Annotated in this window: 11 protein-coding genes and 1 rRNA gene; 4 read left to right on the forward strand and 8 right to left on the reverse strand. The window is 59.5% G+C overall.

Annotated elements, in window-relative coordinates; translation table 11 throughout:
- Positions 1-57: 57 nt before the first annotated feature.
- The 3 genes from H3U89_RS03505 to H3U89_RS03515 all read right to left on the reverse strand — a co-directional run bounded on the left by H3U89_RS03505 (position 58) and on the right by H3U89_RS03515 (position 6,580).
- A 16S ribosomal RNA gene (locus H3U89_RS03505) occupies positions 58-1,582 on the reverse strand.
- Positions 1,583-2,109: 527 nt separating this feature from the next.
- Positions 2,110-3,045 carry an alpha/beta fold hydrolase gene (locus tag H3U89_RS03510; RefSeq protein ID WP_198178480.1) on the reverse strand — a complete coding sequence of 312 codons (936 nt, stop codon included), beginning with the start codon at positions 3,043-3,045 and terminating at the stop codon, positions 2,110-2,112.
- A gap of 412 nt (positions 3,046-3,457) precedes the next feature.
- Positions 3,458-6,580, reverse strand: a complete 3,123-nt coding sequence (locus H3U89_RS03515) for a glycoside hydrolase family 3 C-terminal domain-containing protein (protein WP_198178479.1) — start codon at positions 6,578-6,580, stop codon at positions 3,458-3,460.
- A 753-nt stretch (positions 6,581-7,333) separates the two neighbouring features.
- On the opposite strand from H3U89_RS03515, the gene H3U89_RS03520 reads away from it, so the two are divergent.
- The 3 genes from H3U89_RS03520 (at position 7,334) to H3U89_RS03530 (ending at position 11,629) form a co-directional block, all read left to right on the forward strand.
- A complete protein-coding gene (locus H3U89_RS03520; protein ID WP_198178478.1) occupies positions 7,334-9,763 on the forward strand; it encodes a glycoside hydrolase family 3 C-terminal domain-containing protein in 2,430 nt (809 codons plus the stop codon).
- On the forward strand, positions 9,756-10,427 hold the full coding sequence (locus H3U89_RS03525) for a hypothetical protein (protein WP_198178477.1): 672 nt from the start codon (positions 9,756-9,758) through the stop codon (positions 10,425-10,427). The genes H3U89_RS03520 and H3U89_RS03525 overlap by 8 nt, the downstream gene beginning before the upstream one ends.
- A gap of 152 nt (positions 10,428-10,579) precedes the next feature.
- Positions 10,580-11,629, forward strand: coding sequence for a glycosyltransferase family 2 protein (locus H3U89_RS03530; RefSeq protein ID WP_198178476.1), 1,050 nt, complete (start codon positions 10,580-10,582; stop codon positions 11,627-11,629).
- Here the strand turns inward: H3U89_RS03530 and H3U89_RS03535 are convergent.
- Entirely contained in the window at positions 11,593-12,960 is a 1,368-nt protein-coding gene (locus H3U89_RS03535) for a sensor histidine kinase (RefSeq protein WP_198178475.1), read from the reverse strand. The two genes, H3U89_RS03530 and H3U89_RS03535, sit on opposite strands and share 37 nt — an antisense overlap.
- Complete coding sequence (locus H3U89_RS03540) at positions 12,957-13,667, reverse strand: LytR/AlgR family response regulator transcription factor (protein ID WP_198178474.1); 711 nt, start codon at positions 13,665-13,667, stop codon at positions 12,957-12,959. The genes H3U89_RS03535 and H3U89_RS03540 overlap by 4 nt, the downstream gene beginning before the upstream one ends.
- Positions 13,668-13,840: 173 nt before the next feature.
- Here H3U89_RS03540 and H3U89_RS03545 point away from each other — a divergent pair, with 173 nt between their 5' ends.
- Entirely contained in the window at positions 13,841-14,794 is a 954-nt protein-coding gene (locus H3U89_RS03545) for a DMT family transporter (protein WP_198178473.1), read from the forward strand.
- Here the strand turns inward: H3U89_RS03545 and H3U89_RS03550 are convergent.
- From H3U89_RS03550 to gyrA, 3 genes are all read right to left on the reverse strand, one after another.
- Entirely contained in the window at positions 14,740-15,855 is a 1,116-nt protein-coding gene (locus H3U89_RS03550; RefSeq protein WP_198178472.1) for a VanZ family protein, read from the reverse strand. The two genes, H3U89_RS03545 and H3U89_RS03550, sit on opposite strands and share 55 nt — an antisense overlap.
- A gap of 58 nt (positions 15,856-15,913) precedes the next feature.
- Positions 15,914-16,540 carry a DUF3566 domain-containing protein gene (locus tag H3U89_RS03555; protein WP_198178471.1) on the reverse strand — a complete coding sequence of 209 codons (627 nt, stop codon included), beginning with the start codon at positions 16,538-16,540 and terminating at the stop codon, positions 15,914-15,916.
- A 104-nt stretch (positions 16,541-16,644) separates the two neighbouring features.
- Positions 16,645-19,362 carry a DNA gyrase subunit A gene (gene gyrA, locus H3U89_RS03560; RefSeq protein ID WP_198178470.1) on the reverse strand — a complete coding sequence of 906 codons (2,718 nt, stop codon included), beginning with the start codon at positions 19,360-19,362 and terminating at the stop codon, positions 16,645-16,647.
- Positions 19,363-19,391: the final 29 nt, after the last annotated feature.

A 19,391-nucleotide genomic window follows, 5' to 3' on the forward strand; every position in this document is an offset into this window, starting at 1 on the left:
GACCCGCAGGCACGACCCCCACGCATCACACGCAGGGGATTTCCATAATCTCCGTAGAAAGGAGGTGATCCAGCCGCACCTTCCGGTACGGCTACCTTGTTACGACTTAGTCCCAATCGCGGACCTCACCTTAGACGGCTCCCCCCCTTGCGGGTTGGGCCACCGGCTTCGGGTGCTGCCCACTTTCATGACTTGACGGGCGGTGTGTACAAGGCCCGGGAACGCATTCACCGCGGCGTTGCTGATCCGCGATTACTAGCGACTCCGCCTTCACGGAGCCGGGTTGCAGGCTCCGATCCGAACTGAGACCGGTTTTCAGGGATCCGCTCCATGTCACCATGTCGCATCCCGTTGTACCGGCCATTGTAGCATGCGTGAAGCCCTGGACGTAAGGGGCATGATGATCTGACGTCATCCCCACCTTCCTCCGGGTTAACCCCGGCGGTCCCCCGTGAGTTCCCACCATGACGTGCTGGCAACACGAGGCGAGGGTTGCGCTCGTTGCGGGACTTGACCCAACATCTCACGACACGAGCTGACGACGACCATGCACCACCTGTGAACCGGCCCCGAAGGGAAGCCGCGTCTCCGCGGCCGTCCGGCACATGTCAAGCCCAGGTAAGGTTCTTCGCGTTGCATCGAATTAATCCGCATGCTCCGCCGCTTGTGCGGGCCCCCGTCAATTTCTTTGAGTTTTAGCCTTGCGGCCGTACTCCCCAGGCGGGATGCTTAACGCGTTAGCTCCGACACGGAACCCGTGGAACGGGCCCCACATCCAGCATCCACCGTTTACGGCGTGGACTACCAGGGTATCTAATCCTGTTCGCTCCCCACGCTTTCGCTCCTCAGCGTCAGTGACGGCCCAGAGACCTGCCTTCGCCATCGGTGTTCTTCCCGATATCTACACATTCCACCGTTACACCGGGAATTCCAGTCTCCCCTACCGCACTCCAGTCCGCCCGTACCCGGCGCCGATCCACCGTTAAGCGATGGACTTTCACACCAGACGCGACGAACCGCCTACGAGCTCTTTACGCCCAATAAATCCGGATAACGCTTGCACCCTACGTATTACCGCGGCTGCTGGCACGTAGTTAGCCGGTGCTTATTCGAAAGGTACACTCACTCTCGCTTGCTCCCAATCAAAAGCGGTTTACAACCCGAAGGCCGTCATCCCGCACGCGGCGTCGCTGCATCAGGCTTTCGCCCATTGTGCAATATTCCCCACTGCTGCCTCCCGTAGGAGTCTGGGCCGTATCTCAGTCCCAATGTGGCCGGTCGCCCTCTCAGGCCGGCTACCCGTCGAAGCCTTGGCAGGCCATCACCCCGCCAACAAGCTGATAGGACGCGACCCCATCCCATGCCGGTAAACCCTTTCCCACACCATCATGCGACAGTGCGGAGCATCCGGCATTACCACCCGTTTCCAGGAGCTATTCCGAAGCATGGGGCAGGTTGGTCACGCATTACTCACCCGTTCGCCACTCTCACCACCAAGCAAGCTTGGCGGATCCCGTTCGACTTGCATGTGTTAAGCACGCCGCCAGCGTTCATCCTGAGCCAGAATCAAACCCTCCACAAAAAAACCATGAAGAAGCCGAAACGACTCACATCAATAATTGACGGGCCGGCTTCCATAAGGAGGAAACCAACCCACGAAAAACCCCGACACCCCTCACAACGCTCCCACGTACCCGACAACAGCCGGGCGGGCATCGGACTGGCAATCAAAAAGCTATAAGTAGCACAAACACGCTCTTGAGTTCTCAAACCACCACCACACCAACAGCTCCAAGCCCTCCGAAGAGTTCTCATCACTGCCGGGCAGCAAGATGTAAACCTACACGAAGTTGGGTTGTCCCGCAAATTGGCATAGAAGAATATCGAAGGAACCCAATGATTCCGGGGATTCTACGGCGTGTCGATTTTCATCGACATAGTCCCCGTTTCATCGACCTTCGTTAATCCAGGAACCCCGCACACTCTTCAGCGAGGCTCAAACCAATATCTTCAATGACTCATATTAGTAGATTTCGTCGTGTGCAGCATGTATTTACACCATGCGAATGGGTACGATCGGCAAAGCAGCCTTGGCTTATCAATAGAGCGCTACAGGCAGAGGGCTTTAACCGTCGCCGCGAACCGTTCTGGCTCATCCCACTGTGGGCAGTGTCCAGAACGATCAAAGCGGATGAACCGATGTGGGCTCTTCATCTTCAGCCCATCTGCAAACCGCTCAACCAGGATACCTGGCAGATGACGGTCGTACCTGCCGCTGATGAAATATACCGGCGCCCCGAAAGAAGTCTGCCCGCTGAAATCGACCTGCTCCAGCTCTGCATTCAAGCGAGCGCGGGATTGAGCCACCCCCTTGGCATGGTTGAGCAGACGCGACCAGTTGTAGTAGGGCGAGCGTAGATAGGTCATGATCCGTTTCCAGGATCTGAACAGCATGGCAACCCCGCCACGAGACAGCAGCTCATTGATCAGCAGCACCATATCAGCAGCGCCACTCTCCCTGCTGACGATCGAAGCAAGCCGAGGACCCAGATTCTGTTGCCCCCAATGCCGTCTTAGCTGAAGGGCGGCGCGCATGCTGACAACCTGTCCAAGGCCGATGTAGCAGCGGACAAGCGACGGATAGCGCTTCACCATCTCCAGCCCTAGGACGCTGCCCCAGGAATGACCGATAAGAATCAGGGAATCCTGTCCGTAGGCTCGAAGCAGCTTCAGCACGAACTGGTGAACATCTTCGACCATCGAATCGATGGTCACCACCTCGCCAGGGGCAAAGGGATGGTAGGACAGCCCGCTGCCCCGCTGGTCCAGGTTGATGAAGCGGAAATCGCGCTCCAAGGCCGCGTTGTAGCGCATGGTCAGCGGAATGCAGGCATCGCCTGGACCACCATGGAGGTAAAGGATAATAGGGGCACGGCGAGGGGCCGGATTCATCGAGAAAACCAGACGCGTCCCTCTAATCCACATCCAATACAAACGTGAATGAGTAGAACACTGAGGCTGAACACAGAATTTGCCTTGGGCCATAACAGAATTCTATCGGGAAACGGACCTCAAGAATCTCTCATTCGAACAACAAAACGAGCAAGAGAGTAATCCTGGTTAGTCCCATAACACCCGTCAGGGAACCGATCGCAGCGCCAAAATAACAGTTTTATGCCGCCCACCAAGTCCGCTTTAAACACTCTTTTCTTTGGAACGTGCCGGGTGTCGACGGCATCAAGAAGATCTCCACGAACCTTCCAACATTTGACAGGCCTCACCTATTGAAACCGCATGATTCTTGGAAAGTACATCCCCCCTCCCCCTGACTTTACGGTCAGCATCATGGGCCGCCAAACATAAAACTGGGGCAACCGTTGAATCACGGTTGCCCCAATTGGGCTTGGATCCAATGATTGATCAGATGCGGATCCTTGGATCCTGAGCCCTTACACCATTACGCCTTGACCTTTTTACGGCTCTTTGGCTTCTTGTAACGGTCCGGGTTGGCCTTTTCGTCAAGTCCTCGCCGCACAATCCAGAAAACGATGAGAGCTGCCACAACTACGATAGCCACATCAATTCCGTAGAGCAGTTTCTTCCAAGGACTCATGGAATATCCCAGCCGTGACCTTGGAGTGATGCCATTCATGGCGTTCGAATTCACTGTGGCGTAGCCAATGTTGTGCAGGGCTTTCCTCATAGCCATACGAGCGGTCGGGCTGTCGTAATCCTTCGCCGCGTTCTCCATCTGGTTCATGAAGAGATCGTTGCCTGCGCGAAGAGTCATATCGCGCAGCTGATGCTGCTTAGTTGGATAAAGATCCGTGATTACTGCGCCTTGGAAGCCCCACTCGCCGCGGAGTACATCGGTTAGCAGACCACGATGCGCAAACCCGATCACACCTCCAATGCTGTTCTGGGAAGACATGATGCCCGTAGCCGAACGAATGACCTTGGTTGTCATCGTCCCTTTGCTGTCACCAATGTACTTTTCAGTGCTCCTAGCCTCCTTGACGGCAATTTCAAAAGGCTTCAAGTAGATCTCGCGCACTGCTTGTTCATTAGCCCAAGTAGCCAGGTACATATCGCGGAAGGTCTCCTGCTCGTTGAGCGCAAAATGCTTCAAATAGCTGAAGATGCCCTTATTTCCAGCACCGCTTATCGAGGCCGCAGCCAGCTTCCCGGACAGGAGGCCATCTTCAGAGTAGTACTCGTAGACACGACCGCTGAAAGGAGACCGGTGAGTATTGACTCCAGGAGCATACCAAGCGTTCAGACCAGATTGCAGACCCTCCTCACCCAGGGCCTCACCCATCTCCTTCAGAAGATTTACGTTCCAAGTGGAGGCTATGACATTGGCGCCTGCCCAGGATGAGGCGCCCTTGATACTCCATCCCATGGCACCGTCCTTATCCACAGTTGCAGGCTTGTCGATGGACGGAATCGCAGCGGTTTGGTAGGCGGCCTTGAAAAGAACCTCAGTGATGCTCTTCTTATCACCCTGCCAATCAATCTGATCCAGCAACTGGTCCCACTTCTTGCTGTTGTAATCCTCGCCACGCAGGTCGATCAGAGCCAGATCATGCTTGGCTTTGGATTTAGGCTCCTTGTCTTGGTAGACCTTGCTGGCCTTGTCATTGCCTAGAACCTTATCGGTATCAGGGTCGAACTTGTCAAACCAAGAGAATTCATCCAGAGCAACCTGTGGAGCCACACCCTTACGTCCCTCTGGGGCTGTTGGGAAGGTTCCCTTCCAGTTGCTACGTGAAAGCTGGGTGACACCCTGTTCATCCATATAGGCGTTCATGGTCTGGAAATGGTTGCTGGGCGCCTTGAAACCGGCCTTCTGTTCAGGTTTGCCTGTCGGTTCACCCTTGTCGTTGAGCTTGGATTGTGCATCCTTGTCAGACTGCCGTGGATTGTTGCCTTCATAGAACTGGGTATTGGCAACAGTGAACTGGTAGGTGTCCAGGACATCATGGGAATTGTTCTTGAGTTGCAGCATGTAATTCCCGGCCTCCAGAAGATAGGCACCGGTGGAACCGTCATGATTCCTATGGTGGTAGTCGTAGGAAGCCATATCGTCCTCGGAGAACTTCAGTTTGATCTCCTGCCCAGCACCAGGCTGTAGAAGCTTGGTTTTGGCGAAGGCGCCCAGTTCGGTGGCAGACTTCTCCACATGATTGCTCCTGTCATAGTCGGTGTAGGGAGCTGTGTAGTACAGCTGGACGGTATCCTTGCCAGCGACCTTGCCGGTATTCTTTACTTCGACGGTGGCTTCCACCTTCCCGCCGGACACCTGAACATCCTTGAGTTTCCGGTCAAAAGAGGTGTAGCTCATTCCGTAGCCGAAAGGATAGGCCACAGCGCCAGGTTGGACGATGCCGCCGTTCTTATTCAGCCTGCCATAGATGAAATCAGGATCTTCGACACTGGCCGTCTCATAATAGCGATAGCCAACGTATATACCTTCTTCATATTCGACATAAGGACGATCGATGGTGCCGCGGTTAGCTCCAGGCATGAAATCGCCCAAGACTGATTGATCTTTGACCTTGGTGTTGGTGTAGTGGTATTCACCAAAATTGGCAAAAGTTGGGTCCTTGGTGAAATCGGTCGGATAGGTATCTGTCAAGCGACCGGAAGGATTAACCTTTCCGCTCAGTATCCTGCCAAGTGATTCAAACCCGCGAGAGCCAGTGGTGCCGGTCCATACAATGGCATCAGCCTCAAATTCTCCACCCATAATTGGGGTCAGCTCCATAGGATTCGCACTGTTGAGCACCACAATCACCGATGCGCAGTGATCCTTGGCAAACTTGATTGTGTTCTTCTCCGCTGCAGTCAAAGCCAGATAATGTGGAGTTCCATCGTCATACCCCTGCGTGCGCTTGTCGATTCCTTCGGAACCTGAACGCTTGATAAAAACTATGCCCGTTGTGTCCTTGACCTTGTCAGCAAGTGGCGTATAGATGCTGGGATCATACTCATCGATATGAGCTGACTTCCCCTTGTCCATGATGGCTTGGACCGAGTTCTTGTCCGCATTCAGTGCCTTGGTGCCTGGCGCAGCACCTGGCGACGAAGTCTTAGCTCCCTTCATGGCTTGGACTGTTGCATCATTTACTTTGAAATAATGCTTGAGCCCCTGCTCGGAGGTAATCATCTCCTTGTCCGTCGTAGCCGCTGCTCCACTACCGGAATAGGCTGGGTCCATATATCCCGCTCCGAAGGGCGAAACTATACTTTGCTCCTTTAAAGGTAGTACACCGTCATTCTTCAACATGACGATGCCCTCATCGGTTACCCTCTGGGAGACGGAATCGCTTTTCGTCTTGGCCTCCTGCATAGAATTGGTGGCCTTGGCGTTGTAAGTGGTGTTCCAGGCTGAAGTTCCCGGGGCTTTCTTAACGACCACGTGGCCCCCACCCAGGTAACTGTCAAGCACACTGGCAAAAGAATTGCCAGCCACGGTCAAAGCCACAGCCAGAGCCAGGATGACCACGATAACGGTGATCCATATCCGCTTGAACGTCCGTCCGCTCATCTTTAGTTTCTTCGGTTTTTCCGATTCCACGATTTCTCCTTGCAGTCTCTTCATTGACACTTGGGGAAAGCACCGACGACGGTCATCAGCGATGAGGAATCGCCCTGTACGTTCCCTAACATCTCAGTTGTTTCGAACACGGTCAGAATATCCATCACTTTTCCAGCAATCTTCGGGAAAAGCACAACCTGTCGCTTTGACACCCTAATCTGCTGGCACCTATAGAGGATTCACATAACGATTCTGCTGGTTTAGTAGTTTCTCGCAGCAAGCTCTTATAGTTAGGGACCGAAACGAATATTTCGTTCTTAGAGCTTGTAATGAGCCACACCGTAGACAATCAAGACTCGTATAGGGATAGACTCCAAAAGCGAAGCATTCCCGGATGATATGGACGACTCGCATTCTTACTTAACCCTAGTCAATAGTTGCATGCAAATGGTTTACTCAAGCCCGAAACTCCGCTACTCAAACAGTGTGCAGGTTCGCATGCACACGCCCTTCTCGGACTAGTAAAAGTAGCTGAAGGAATTCTTCCAAGAGAACAGCATTTCATGTCAAGAGAAGGCGCTGCCAACAACCATTTATGCGCCCAATCGAACAGGTTGGTCTCAAAGTGCTGCACATGGAGGTGTAAACACCGATAATACAAACGAAGCAGAACCGAGCCTTTACCAGAAAACTTCGGTGTTTTCTGAACCTGAAGAGAATTTCGACACGGGTCTTGACCTCTCTGGGAGACTGGCCGGTTAACCACCGAAGGAGTCGTGGAGAGGGAACACCATGGAAGTCAAGGATCTGACAGTTCTGGAACGGGCATCGCTGCTCTCCGGAAAATCCACCTGGGCGACCCGAGCCTTGAAGAGGGCGGGCATCCCGAGCATGGTCCTAAGCGACGGCCCGCACGGCCTACGCCGCCAGACCGGATCAGGGGACAACCTAGGCATGGGCAAATCCAAGCCCGCCACCTGCTTCCCCACAGCCGGCACCGTGGCCTGCTCATGGGACCCGGAGCTGGCCAAGACCATGGGCCAAGCGCTGGGCAGCGAAGCCAGAAGTCTGGGCGTCAACATGGTTCTGGGTCCTGGCATGAACATCAAGCGCAACCCCCTGTGCGGCAGAAACTTTGAATACTATTCCGAAGACCCCCAGGTGGCCGGTCGTATGGCTGCAGGCCTGATTGAAGGCATCCAGTCCCAGGGCGTGGCCGCCACCCCCAAGCACTTCGCCATGAACAGCCAGGAGCTGCGCCGTCAGGCATCCGACTCCGTGGTGGACGAGCGCACCATGCGCGAGCTCTATCTGACCGGATTCGAGATCGCCGTGCGCCAGGCCCACCCCTGGGCCATCATGACCTCATACAACATGGTCAACGGCACCTATGCCAACGAGAATCCCCACCTGCTCAAGGACATCCTGCGCAGGGAGTGGGGGTTCGACGGCATGGTGGTCTCGGATTGGGGCGGCTCCAACAGTGCAGTTGCAGCAGCCGCCAATGGTTCCTCCCTGGAGATGCCCCAGGCCGGTTATGACTCCGTGCGACAGGTTGCCAAGGCCGTGCAGGAGGGCCGCCTGGCGGAAGCCGACCTGAATGCCCGGGCCGAAGAGGTGGCACGGCTGGCCAAGCTGACCTACCACTCTGACATGGATCCTGATGGGAACCTGACCGCGGATCAGATACGGGACCACCATCAGGTGGCACGGAGCATCGCCGAGGGATCCGCCGTCCTTCTGGTCAACCGGGAGGGACGCCTGCCACTGGCTGCCGGCACCAGGATCGCCCTGGTCGGGGATATGGCCAAAACCGCCAGGTTCCAAGGATCCGGATCCTCAAAGGTCAACGCAGCCAAGCAGGAGAGCATGCTGGACCTGCTCAGGCAGGGCAACGGCGACGGCCTGGAGCTGGCCTCCTACAGCCAGGGATACGAACGCCATGGCGAGAAGAACCAGTCTTTAATCGACCAGGCCGTGGCTGCGGCTGGCCAGGCCGACGTGATCGTCGCCTGCGTGGGCCTGGATGAACGCAGCGAATCCGAGGGCCTGGACCGCTCCCACATGGACATTCCCAGCAACCAGGTCGACCTGATCAAGGCCCTTGGTGCGACGGACAAGCCCCTGGTGGTCGTCCTGGTGGCGGGCTCCCCCGTCACCACCGACTGGATCGACCAGTGCGATGCCGTCCTCTACATAGGACTGTCCGGGCAGGCTGGGGCCTCAGCCACCCTGAACATCCTGACCGGCCGGATCAACCCCTCCGGCCACCTGGCCGAAACCTGGCCCAAGTCCTATGCCGACTGCCCCAGCGCCGACTGGTACCCCGACCCCGCGCACGAATCCATCTACCGGGAGGGGCCCTTCGTCGGCTACCGCTACTACCTGACCGCCGACGTGGAGGAACGCTTCCCCTTCGGCTATGGCCTGTCTTATGCACACTTCGCCTACGCCGATCTGACCGTGGACGACAAGGGAGTCACCTTCACCCTGACCAACGACTCGGACAGGCAGGGGGCCACCGTTCCCCAGCTCTACGTCCAGGCGCCCAGGGGAGGCGTACTCAGACCAGTCCGCGAACTGAAGGGCTTCAAGAAGGTCAGCCTGGAGGCCGGCCAGTCAACCCAGGTCCGCATCGACTTCGACCAGATGACCTTCCGACACTTTGATACGGTCAGCAACTCCTGGCAGGTCGAGTCCGGCGACTGGACCATCATGATCGGGTCCGACGCGCGCAAGATGGAGCTGAGCGGGCATCTGAGAGTCCAGGGCACCGTCGACCCGCAGGGTCCCGACCCTGCCCTCGGCGCCTATCTGACCGGCCGGGTCAAGGAGGTCGACGATGCCGCTGTGACAGCACTCTTCGGCCACCCGGTGGTCCGACAGGGCGCCGTCAGCACCTTCGGCGTCAACGATCCGCTCTCATCCTGGAAGGACTCCAGAAGCGCCCTGGCCAGGTTCGTGGCCAACTTCCTGGCCAAGAGCGAGAGCCGCCACGAGGCCAAGACCGGCAACCCCGACCTGAACACCCTCTTCCTGCTCAACATGCCCCCCAGGGCCATGGCCAAGATGACCAACGGGCTGATCGACACGGCCATGGTCGAGGCCATCGTGCGCATCCCCAATGGCCACCTATGGCGGGGGCTGGGCGGATTCATCGCCGGATTCTTCAGGAACATGTCCGCCAACCGCAAGACCGGAAAGGAGCTCGATCATGAGTGATCAGCACAGCCAGCAGGCCGGACAGCCGGCCCAGGGGAAGGCGGCGACGGCCTCGCAGTGGGCGATTGTCCGCTGGTGGCGGCGGTTCAGCGACCGGCACACCACCCTGGCCCAGTTCATCGTCTTCTTCATCCTGTCCAACGGGGTCACCGTCCTGCAGCTGGTGCTCATGCCCGTGCTCAAGGCCATCTTCAACGGCACCTCCCTGGTCGGCACCAACTTCCAGATCTGGCGCATGGGGACCGTCGGCGGCAAGCCCTACTACCTGTTCGACTACGCGGCCGGATCCATCGGCCACGGCGGCGGGGGCGGCCTGGCCTACTTCCTCGCGGTGGAGATCACCCTGCTGATCGCCCAGGTCATCAACTTCTTCCTCCAGCGCAACATCACCTTCAAGTCCAACTCCTCGGTCTGGAAGGCGGCCTTCTGGTACCTGGTGGCCTACGTAATCATCACCATCATCGCGGCGGCACTGCAGGGCTGGTACAAGGACCCCATCTACGGCTTCTTCCAGCACACCCTGAACTGGGGCGGCCTGGGGACCACCATTGCTGATCTGGTCACCATGATCATCAACTCGGCCATCTCCTTCTGGGTCTTCTTCCCCATCTTCAAGGTCATCTTCCGTCAGGAGCCCACCGAATCCGAGACGAGCGCCCAGTAAAATTCCGGCCCCACTCCCCCGGCTGTCAATGAACCGGCATGCATCGGCATCCAGAGGGGCGGGGCCTTTTCCTCAAACCCATCATGTACAGTGGTCGCATACAACGGCCGCCGATATACCCGCCGACCCATTCTTTTGCGAAGTGATCGTTCATGACAGCTGACCGTCCGGCCCCCACGAGCCCGCTCGTTCTCACCTTCATCGTCCCTGCCTATAACATGGCCCGGCATCTGCCGACCTGTCTGGATTCGCTTCTGAGCCGGGAGGGGGACGATCTGGAGGTCATCGTGGTCGATGACGGTTCCACCGATGACACAGCACAGGTGGTGCGGTCATACCGGGAACGTCACCCGCACATTGTCCGCCTGATCAGCCAGACCAACAAGGGCCACGGCGGCGCGGTCAACACGGGTCTGGCAGCTGCCAGGGGCCGCTATGTCAAGGTGGTCGATGCCGACGACTGGGTGGACCCGACCTCCCTGGGCCTGGTTCTGGATCAGCTGCGCGACCAGTCGCGACGTACGGATCCGGTGGACATGGTGGTCACCAACTATGTCTACGAAAAGGAAGGCCGCAAGCATAAGCGGGTCATCAACTTCCGCAGCGTCATGGACCCGGGACGGATGCTGGACTGGAACCACCTGCGGCGGTTCGGGCTGGCCCAGTACATGATCATGCACGCCCTGATCCTGCGCACCGAGGTGCTCCGTCAGGCCCATACCCGTCTGCCCGAGCACACCTACTACGTGGACTTCATCTACTCCTATCAGCCCCTGCCCTGGGTACACACCCTGCTCTACCTGGACACGAATTTCTACCGCTATCACACCGGTCGACAGGGCCAGTCGGTGCAGACCTCGATCATGATCGCCCGTGTTTCACAACTGCTGCTGGTCAACGGGCTCATGGCGGATTCAACTCCTGACCCGGGGACGGTTCCCCGTGGACTCTATCGTTATATGATCCACTATTTGTCCATCAACTGCGTAGTGACCTCGGTCTTCCTGATCCTCTCTCGCAAACCCAGCAACTACCGGAACAAGGACATGCTCTGGCGAAGGCTGGAGCACCGCTCCCCCGTCATCGCCTCCGACGTGCGCTCCACCCTGCTCTGTCGGATAATCAACATGCCGGGCCGGCCGGGCCGCCTGGCCATCCGTCTGGGCTATAAGGTCGCCGATGCCGCCATGGGCTTCAACTGATCGCCCTCCCTCGGCAGGAGTACACAGAGGCTGAACCAGTGATGCTCGGTACGTAGGGTTATCTCGCCCTGGTAGCGATGGGCTATGTGCCGGATGGACTTGACCCCGTACCCATGCAGGCCACCGTCGGTCCTGGTCTTGGTGGTGGCCAATTCGCCGTTGCCCTTCCAATTCAGAGGCGAGGCGAAATAATTTTCAATGCGAATCACCACGAATTGTCCCCGGGCGTACAGGGCCACCTTGATTAGACGGCGGTCGGGTTCCTTGACCTTCCTCAAGGCCTCAATGGCATTGTCCAAGGCGTTGCCGAAGAGGGTGGAGACATCCATGGGCGCCATCCCCTCCAAGAGCGAACCGTCAGCCACCATGGTCAGGGTGATCCCCTCTTCGGAACAAATGCGCTCCTTGGTCGACATGACCACGTCAAGGATGGGATTGCCGGTGTGCTGCTGCGCTCCATACCGTCCGACCGCAGCCTCCAGCTCCTCGAAGTCCTGGGACTTGCGCTCAGGATCCATCTGCGAGCGCAGGGCCGCAATCTGATGCTTGAGGTCGTGGGCAAGCCTTCCCATGGCCTCCAGATTCTCCTTGGAGCGCATGTACTCCCGATGCTGGCTGTAAGCCCGGGCGTTGATGGAGGCCAGCTCGGCGCTGGTATGGCTCTCCCGCAGCTGCTCCTGCTGGGCGTAGAGCATGGCGAACCCGCACAGGTCCACCAGGGTGCGGATGTAGAAGATCTCCAGACCGACCCGACCGGAGAATGGGGTGTTGGTGGAGACGAAGCTCAGGTTGGACATGGCGAAGGTGACCACCGCAATGACCGCAGCCATGAAGACGCTGCGTCCAGGCACGGAAGGCTGGGCATCGGCGAAGTTGCGCCGCTCCGCCACCCAGGCCAGCAGCCCTACACCACCGTAGATCAGCACCAGCAGGATCAACGAGGCCGGGTCGTACAGGCCGTGGCCGGCAGGCCGCATGAAGGAGTCCAGCTGCCAGTGCAGGGAGGCAACCAGTTCAGCCAGGACGAAGGCACGGGCCAGCAGATAGGCCCCATCCAACGCCCCCAACCCTGAAGCCAGCATGATGATGGCGTACATGCAGGCCACGGCCAGGCACATGCTGATGATCCAGAAGGCGATAGGCAGGGTGCCGGCCCAGTATTGAACGACAACCAGCACGGCCAGACCAGGCAGAAGGACCGCCGCCATCCGCAGGCGGGAGATTCTCGGCCCGATGGCCAACAGGTAGACCAGGCAACCCAGCCATTCGCTGATGGCCGTATAGAGCCGGGGTATGTCGGGCAGGGCGTTGAGGATGTGGGTGGTGGTCATGGCCGACCTGCCACGTAGGCGGTTAGAGCCGTCATAAAGGATTTCTTGCGGGGTCGGCTGACCCGCAGCCGCTGACCGGTGGACATAATGCAGTCCTGGTCCTCCATGCCCGTCACATGGGCCAGATTGACCAGGTAGCAGGAGTTGGATCGGAAGAATCCCCGCTGGTCCAGCTGGCCCTCCAGACTCTTCAAGGTGCTGTTCGTGGTCAGCGAGGAGCCCAAGGTGTGGATGACGCTGCTGTGGCGGACGGATTCGATGAAGACGATGTCCTTGAGGGGAATCCGGGTGGATCGTGCACCCTCGGTAATCAGGATGGACAGGTCCACGCGGCCGCGCACCTGGGCGATGGACCGGTCCAACTCCTGGGAGAAGGCGAACCAGGGCAGGGGCTTGAGCAGGTAGGAGAGTGCGCCCACCTCATAGCCGTTTATGGCGTACTGGGGGGCGGAGGTGATGAAGACGATGACCACTGACTCGTCACGGGCACGGACCCTGCGGGCCACCTCGATTCCGTCCATGGGGGTCATCTGAATGTCCAGAAGAAGGATGTCATACACGGGCCGATAGCCGTCCGCAAAGGCCTTGCCATCGGTGAAGACGCTGACCGACAGCTCTTCCTGGCGTTCCTTGCGGTAGCGGCTCAGGTAATTGACCATGGTCCGGCAGCTGATGGAATCGTCATCCACCACTGCGATTCTGATCATCCTGGCGCACACTCCTTACCCCGGCGGCCGAGGACCCATGGCCGCCGTTATCACCGTTCTTCCATGATATCGGAGATGTCCGCATGGCGGACCCCGCTTGCCCGAAGCCGAACTCGGGCAAACATGGTGCGAATCAATTCTCACTTGTGGACGGGAACGGTTAGAGTCGAAACATGTCTACCTCCGCACCCTCTTCGTCCTGGAAACCCTCCACCTGGCTGGCCCGCCTGATGCTGCTGATGGCCGCGGCCGCCTGGGGAGCCGGATACACCTTCGAAAAGGTTGCCATGGAGACCCTGACCGTGCGCTGGCTGATGGGCATTCGAATCCTGTGCGCCATCGTCATCATGACGCCTTTTCTGTTGCCTCGGCTGCGCCGAACCGGGGCCATACACACCCTGGTACCGGGGCTGATCCTAGGGGTCAGCTACTGGGCGGCCTTCAGCCTGCAGATGATGGGACTGACCACCATCGCTCCGGGCCGCAACTCCTTCCTGACGGCCACCTACTGTATCTTTGTGCCCTTCCTGGTCTGGATCATGGCCCGTCGACGGCCGGCCCTGCGCCACTTTGTCGCTGCTGCCATCTGCATCCTGGGCGTGGCTCTGATCTCGCTGCCGGCCCAAGGCGGGGGACAGGGGCTGTCCTTGAGCACCGGCGACCTACTGACCCTGGCCGGTGCCCTACTCTACGGGGTCAACCTGGTCATCACCGGCTTCCTGACCAAGAAGTTCGATCCCCCCACGCTGACCTACCTGGAGCTGCTCTTCGGCGGCATCCTCTTCCTGGTCTGTGCGCTGATCTTCGATTCCTTCCCCACTGCGGCCGACTTCACGCCCTCAACCCTGGGCTCCATGATTTATCTGACGCTGATCTCGACCCTGATGGCCCAGAACTTCCAGAACATCGCCTTCTCCAGGGTCCCCGCCGCCCAGGGTTCGCTGATCCTGTGCTCAGAGAGCCTGTTCGGCATGATGGTCTCGGTCCTGGTCCTGCACGAGGAGCTGACGGCCACCCATCTGCTGGGCTTCGCCATCATCTTCGCCGCCATCATCCTGTCCGAGGTCAGGCTTCACCCCCGCCGGTCGTCGGGGGATTCCTCCGCACCTGTGTCCTCCTCCCGGTAGGCTGTCCCGGGCAGGAGGTCGTAGGGCATCTGCCGCTTGATCAGATAGAAGACCAGCAGGAGCAGGGCCAGGATACGCGTTGCAATCTGAACGTTGCCGGTCCAGGGGCCGAAAACGGCCAGGATGATTGCGGTCCGGAACAGATAGAAGAAGAAGCGGGACCAGCCATGCCGTTGCTTGGTCTCGATAGTCATGTGGGTGAAGGTGGCACCCAGCGTCCGTCCCCGGCGGGGCAGGGGGATAAGCAGTTCGAAAATCAGCAGCATGGCCAGATCCACCACGGTCCCGAACACATCCAGAGCGGATGTGGCGATCAGCAGCCCGCCAAAGCGGTAGTGGCCGTCCAGCTGATAGGTGCCCAGGCGATGGACCGCATAGGTCATGCCCATTCCCAGAGACATGGACAGGATGGTGGCCAGGAGCAGATCCAAAGCCAGGGAGACGGCACGGTGTATGAACCCGGGGTTGGTGACCAACTGGGCGGCGTCAGCCTGACGGGTGGGAACGAGTTTGTTGGCCGCCATGGCCACCAGGTAGCCGATTATGGCGCCTGAGGTATTCCAGATCAGGTCGTCTACGTCGAAGAGGCGATAGGCGCAGCCCACGATGCCGAAGACCCCGGTCAGCTGGGCCGTCTCAATGAAGAGGGAGACCAGGATGGCGACCGGCAGGGCCAGGATGAAGCGCCAGCGGAAGACCCGCCCCATAATGAAGCCCAGGGGCAGGAAGAAAGCCACATTGAGGAGGATCTGCAGCATGGCCATCCGTCCGCCTGTGCTCAGGTCGGTCAGGAACTGCAGGGGGTTGAGCTGGGGAGTCAGATGATGGCTGGCACAGAAGGCGGCACGATCGTCGGGCATGGGCCAGAGGGTGAAGAAGACCAAGGCCAGCAGGTATAAGACGGTCAGGTAGGCCGCCATGGCTGCGGTCAGCCGCAGCCGGTGGTAGCGGTTGTAAATCAGGGCAAGGATGGGCAGGGTCAGAATCAGCGAGGCAAGGGGCCAAAAGACCAGAGATATGCCGAAGGAGCCGCTGAAATAGTCCAAGTACGTCGAGAGCATAATTCCAGTCTAAAACGCTCCCGGGTCTATCGGCCGATTGACTGCTCCGAGCAGGTGTTCAGTCGTCGCCCAAGGTCACGTGGATGCCGCCCACCAGGGAGCTGACCAGGTTGTACAGGAAGGCGAAAATGGTGACCAGAACCACTACTATGACAATCTCGAAAATGGAGAAGATGGTCACCGAACTCAGGACCGTCCCCAGACTCAGCACCTGGCCCAGATCGAAACCACCCGCGTCCAGACCTGTCTTGGAAATGACCTGGGTCAGGTTGTCGAAGAGCCCCATGGCGTTGAGCAGGAACCAGAGCAGGGCAGCGGCCACCACTTGTATGATGCCCCCGGCGATGGCCAGCAGGAAGGTGACCTTGGCCACCGACCAGGGCTCCAACCGGGTCAGGGACAGCTGCATGCGCCGGGCCCGAGGCACGTGGGGACGCGCCGCCGAAGCCGAAGCCACAGGCCGGACAGGACGGGATGAGGATACCTTGACCGGACCGGCAGCCGAGGCTGTGGTTCTTGCTGAACGTCCCGATGCCGTCCTGCCGGCTGCAGGAGCCGGGGGAGTGACCGATGATGACCGACGGGACTCGCCCTGTGCGGATTCATCAGCCTTGGTCTTCCCCTTTTGGGACTTACCAGCACCCTGCTTGCCGGCCTTGACCTGCTCCTGATCATCCTGGCTCATCGGCACTCCTTGATCCTTGCGTTCAATGGCCCGCGCATACCGCCGCTGGGCCTGCATGACTTCTTATGAGGCTACCAGTCTTGTCAGACTGGTAGCGGACCAACTCAGTCCTCCTGGGTCAGGCTCTGGCCGTCTCCGGTTCCGGTGGTGGCGATGGGCTGATCCTTGGCTGCCAGGGGATCGGCGGGAGCCAGGTCACTCTGACCGGCGTTCCCTTCCTGGTCGTCACGTTCGGCATTACGGGCGATGGAAAGAATCTCGTCGCCCTTGTCGGGCTTGGCCAGGGTGACCCCCTGGGTGTTGCGACCGGTCCGCTTGACTTCGGCCACATCGGAGCGGATGACCTTGCCGGACTTCATGATGGCCATGATCTGGTCGTCCTCGTTCACGACCAGGGCGCCGACCAAGGATCCCCGGCCCTCCACCATGGCGATGGCCTTGACGCCGTAGCCGTTGCGGCCCTGCAGGCGATACTCGCTCAGGGCGGTTCGCTTGGCAAAGCCCTCGTCGGTGACCACCAGCAGGTCATCCTCGGACTCACTGGCGATCACGTCCATGCTCAGCAACTCGTCACCGGGGCGGAACCGCATGCCTTGGACACCGGCGGTCTGCCGACCCATGGGCCTCAGAGTGGAGTCATCGGCCGGGAAGCGCACACTCATACCTTTGCGGGAAACCAGGATGATCTCGTCATCGGCATTGCAGAGGGCGGCACCCACCAGCTCGTCGCTCTGGGGCACCTCCTGTCCCTCCTCGTCGGTAACGGTACCCAGCTCCATCAGCCGCACGGCGATCAGACCACCCTGGCGGGGCGAATCATACTCAGCAAGGCGAGTCTTCTTGACCCGTCCGGTCCGAGTGGCCAGAACCAAATAGTCGGCATCGTCATAGCCGTGCAGGGAAAGGACCTGTTCGATCCGCTCGCCCGGGCCCAGCTGGAGCAGATTGGCTACATGCTGCCCCTTGGAGTCGCGGGAACCCTCAGGCAGTTCATAGGCCTTGAGCCGGTACACCCGGCCCTTGTTGGTGAAGAAGAGCAGCCAGTTGTGGGTGCTGGTCAGGAAGAAGTGGTCCACCACGTCGTCCTCGCGCAGCCTGGCCCCGCGGATGCCCTTGCCGCCGCGGTGTTGGGCCCGGTACTCGTCGGCCTTGGTCCGCTTGACGAAGCCGGAGTGGGTGACGGTGACCACCACCTGCTCGTCGGCAATCAGGTCCTCCACGTTCATCTCGCCCGAGTAGGGGACGATCCGGGTACGACGCTCATCGCCGTACTTGTCGACGATCTCGTCCAGCTCGTCGCCCACGATGGTGCGCTGGCGCTCGGGATGGGCCAGGATGTCGTTGTAGTCGGCGATCTTGCGCATGAGATCCTCGTGCTCGTCCAGGATCTTCTGCCGTTCCAGGGCTGCCAGACGACGCAGCTGCATGGCCAGGATGGCATCGGCCTGGACCTCGTCCACGTCCAGCAGCTCCATCAGACCGGTACGGGCCGTCTCCACATCCTTGGAGGCGCGGATCAGGGCGATGACCTGGTCGATCATGTCCAAAGCCTTCAGATAACCCTGCAGGATGTGGTCTCGATCCTCGGCCTCACGCTTCAGATAGCGGGTGCGCCGCTCGACCACGTCCAGCTGGTGGTCAACCCAGTGGCGGATGAAGGCGTCCAGGCTCAGGGTCCTGGGGACCCCGTCCACCAGAGCCAGCATGTTGGCCCCGAAGGTCTGCTGAAGCTGGGTGTGCTTGTAGAGGTTGTTGAGGACCACCTTGGGCACGGCATCGCGCTTGAGCACCAGGACCAGGCGCTGGCCGGTGCGGCCCGAGGTCTCGTCGCGCATATCGGCGATGCCCTGGATCTTGCCGTCGCGCACGGCCTCGCGGATGGAGGAGGCCAGCCGGTCGGGGTTGACCTGGTAGGGCAGCTCGGTGACCACCAGGCACATCCTCCCACGGATCTCCTCGGTGTTAACCACTGCCCGCATGGTGATGAGCCCGCGTCCGGTCCGGTAGGCCTGCTCGATGCCCTTGTGACCCAGAATGGTGGCGCCAGTGGGGAAGTCAGGCCCCTTGATGATGGCGATCAGGGCGTTGAGCAGATCCTCCTTGGATGCCTCGGGATGCTCCAGGGCCCAGTGCACGCCCTTGGCCACCTCGCGCAGGTTGTGCGGAGGAATGTTGGTGGCCATGCCCACGGCTATGCCGGCTGATCCGTTGACCAGCAGGTTGGGGAAGCGGGAGGGCAGAACCGTGGGCTCCTGGGTCTTGCCGTCGTAGTTGGGGATGAAATCGACTGTGTCCTTGTCGATGTCGCGCACCATCTCCATGGCCAGGGGGGCCATGCGGCACTCGGTGTACCTCATGGCGGCCGCCGGGTCGTCGCCGGGTGAGCCGAAGTTGCCCTGGCCGTCCACCAGCGGATAACGCATGGACCAGGACTGGGCCAGACGCACGATGGTGTCGTAGATGGCCGAATCGCCGTGGGGGTGGTACTTGCCCATGACGTCGCCCACCACGCGCGAGCACTTGTTGTAGCCGCGATCGGGCCGGTATCCACCGTCGTACATGGCGTAGATGACCCTGCGGTGGACCGGCTTCATGCCGTCGCGGACATCGGGCAGGGCCCGCTCCACGATCACGGACAGGGCATAGGACAGGTAGGATTCCCGCATCTCCTGCTGGAGGTCAATGGGCTGAATCCGTTCGCCCTTGAGGAGGCCGTAATCGGTGTTGTCCATCTCCTGGGGGCTGAGCGGCTCGCGAGACCCGTCGGGCAGGTTGAGGCCGTCCTGGTCCGGACTGTTGTCGTTGTTGTTATCGTCTGCCAAAATCGATCCTTAGCTCAAATGGTGAAAAG

This window comes from Bifidobacterium sp. W8104, from assembly GCF_016100735.1.
Lineage (GTDB): Bacteria > Actinomycetota > Actinomycetes > Actinomycetales > Bifidobacteriaceae > Bombiscardovia > Bombiscardovia choladohabitans.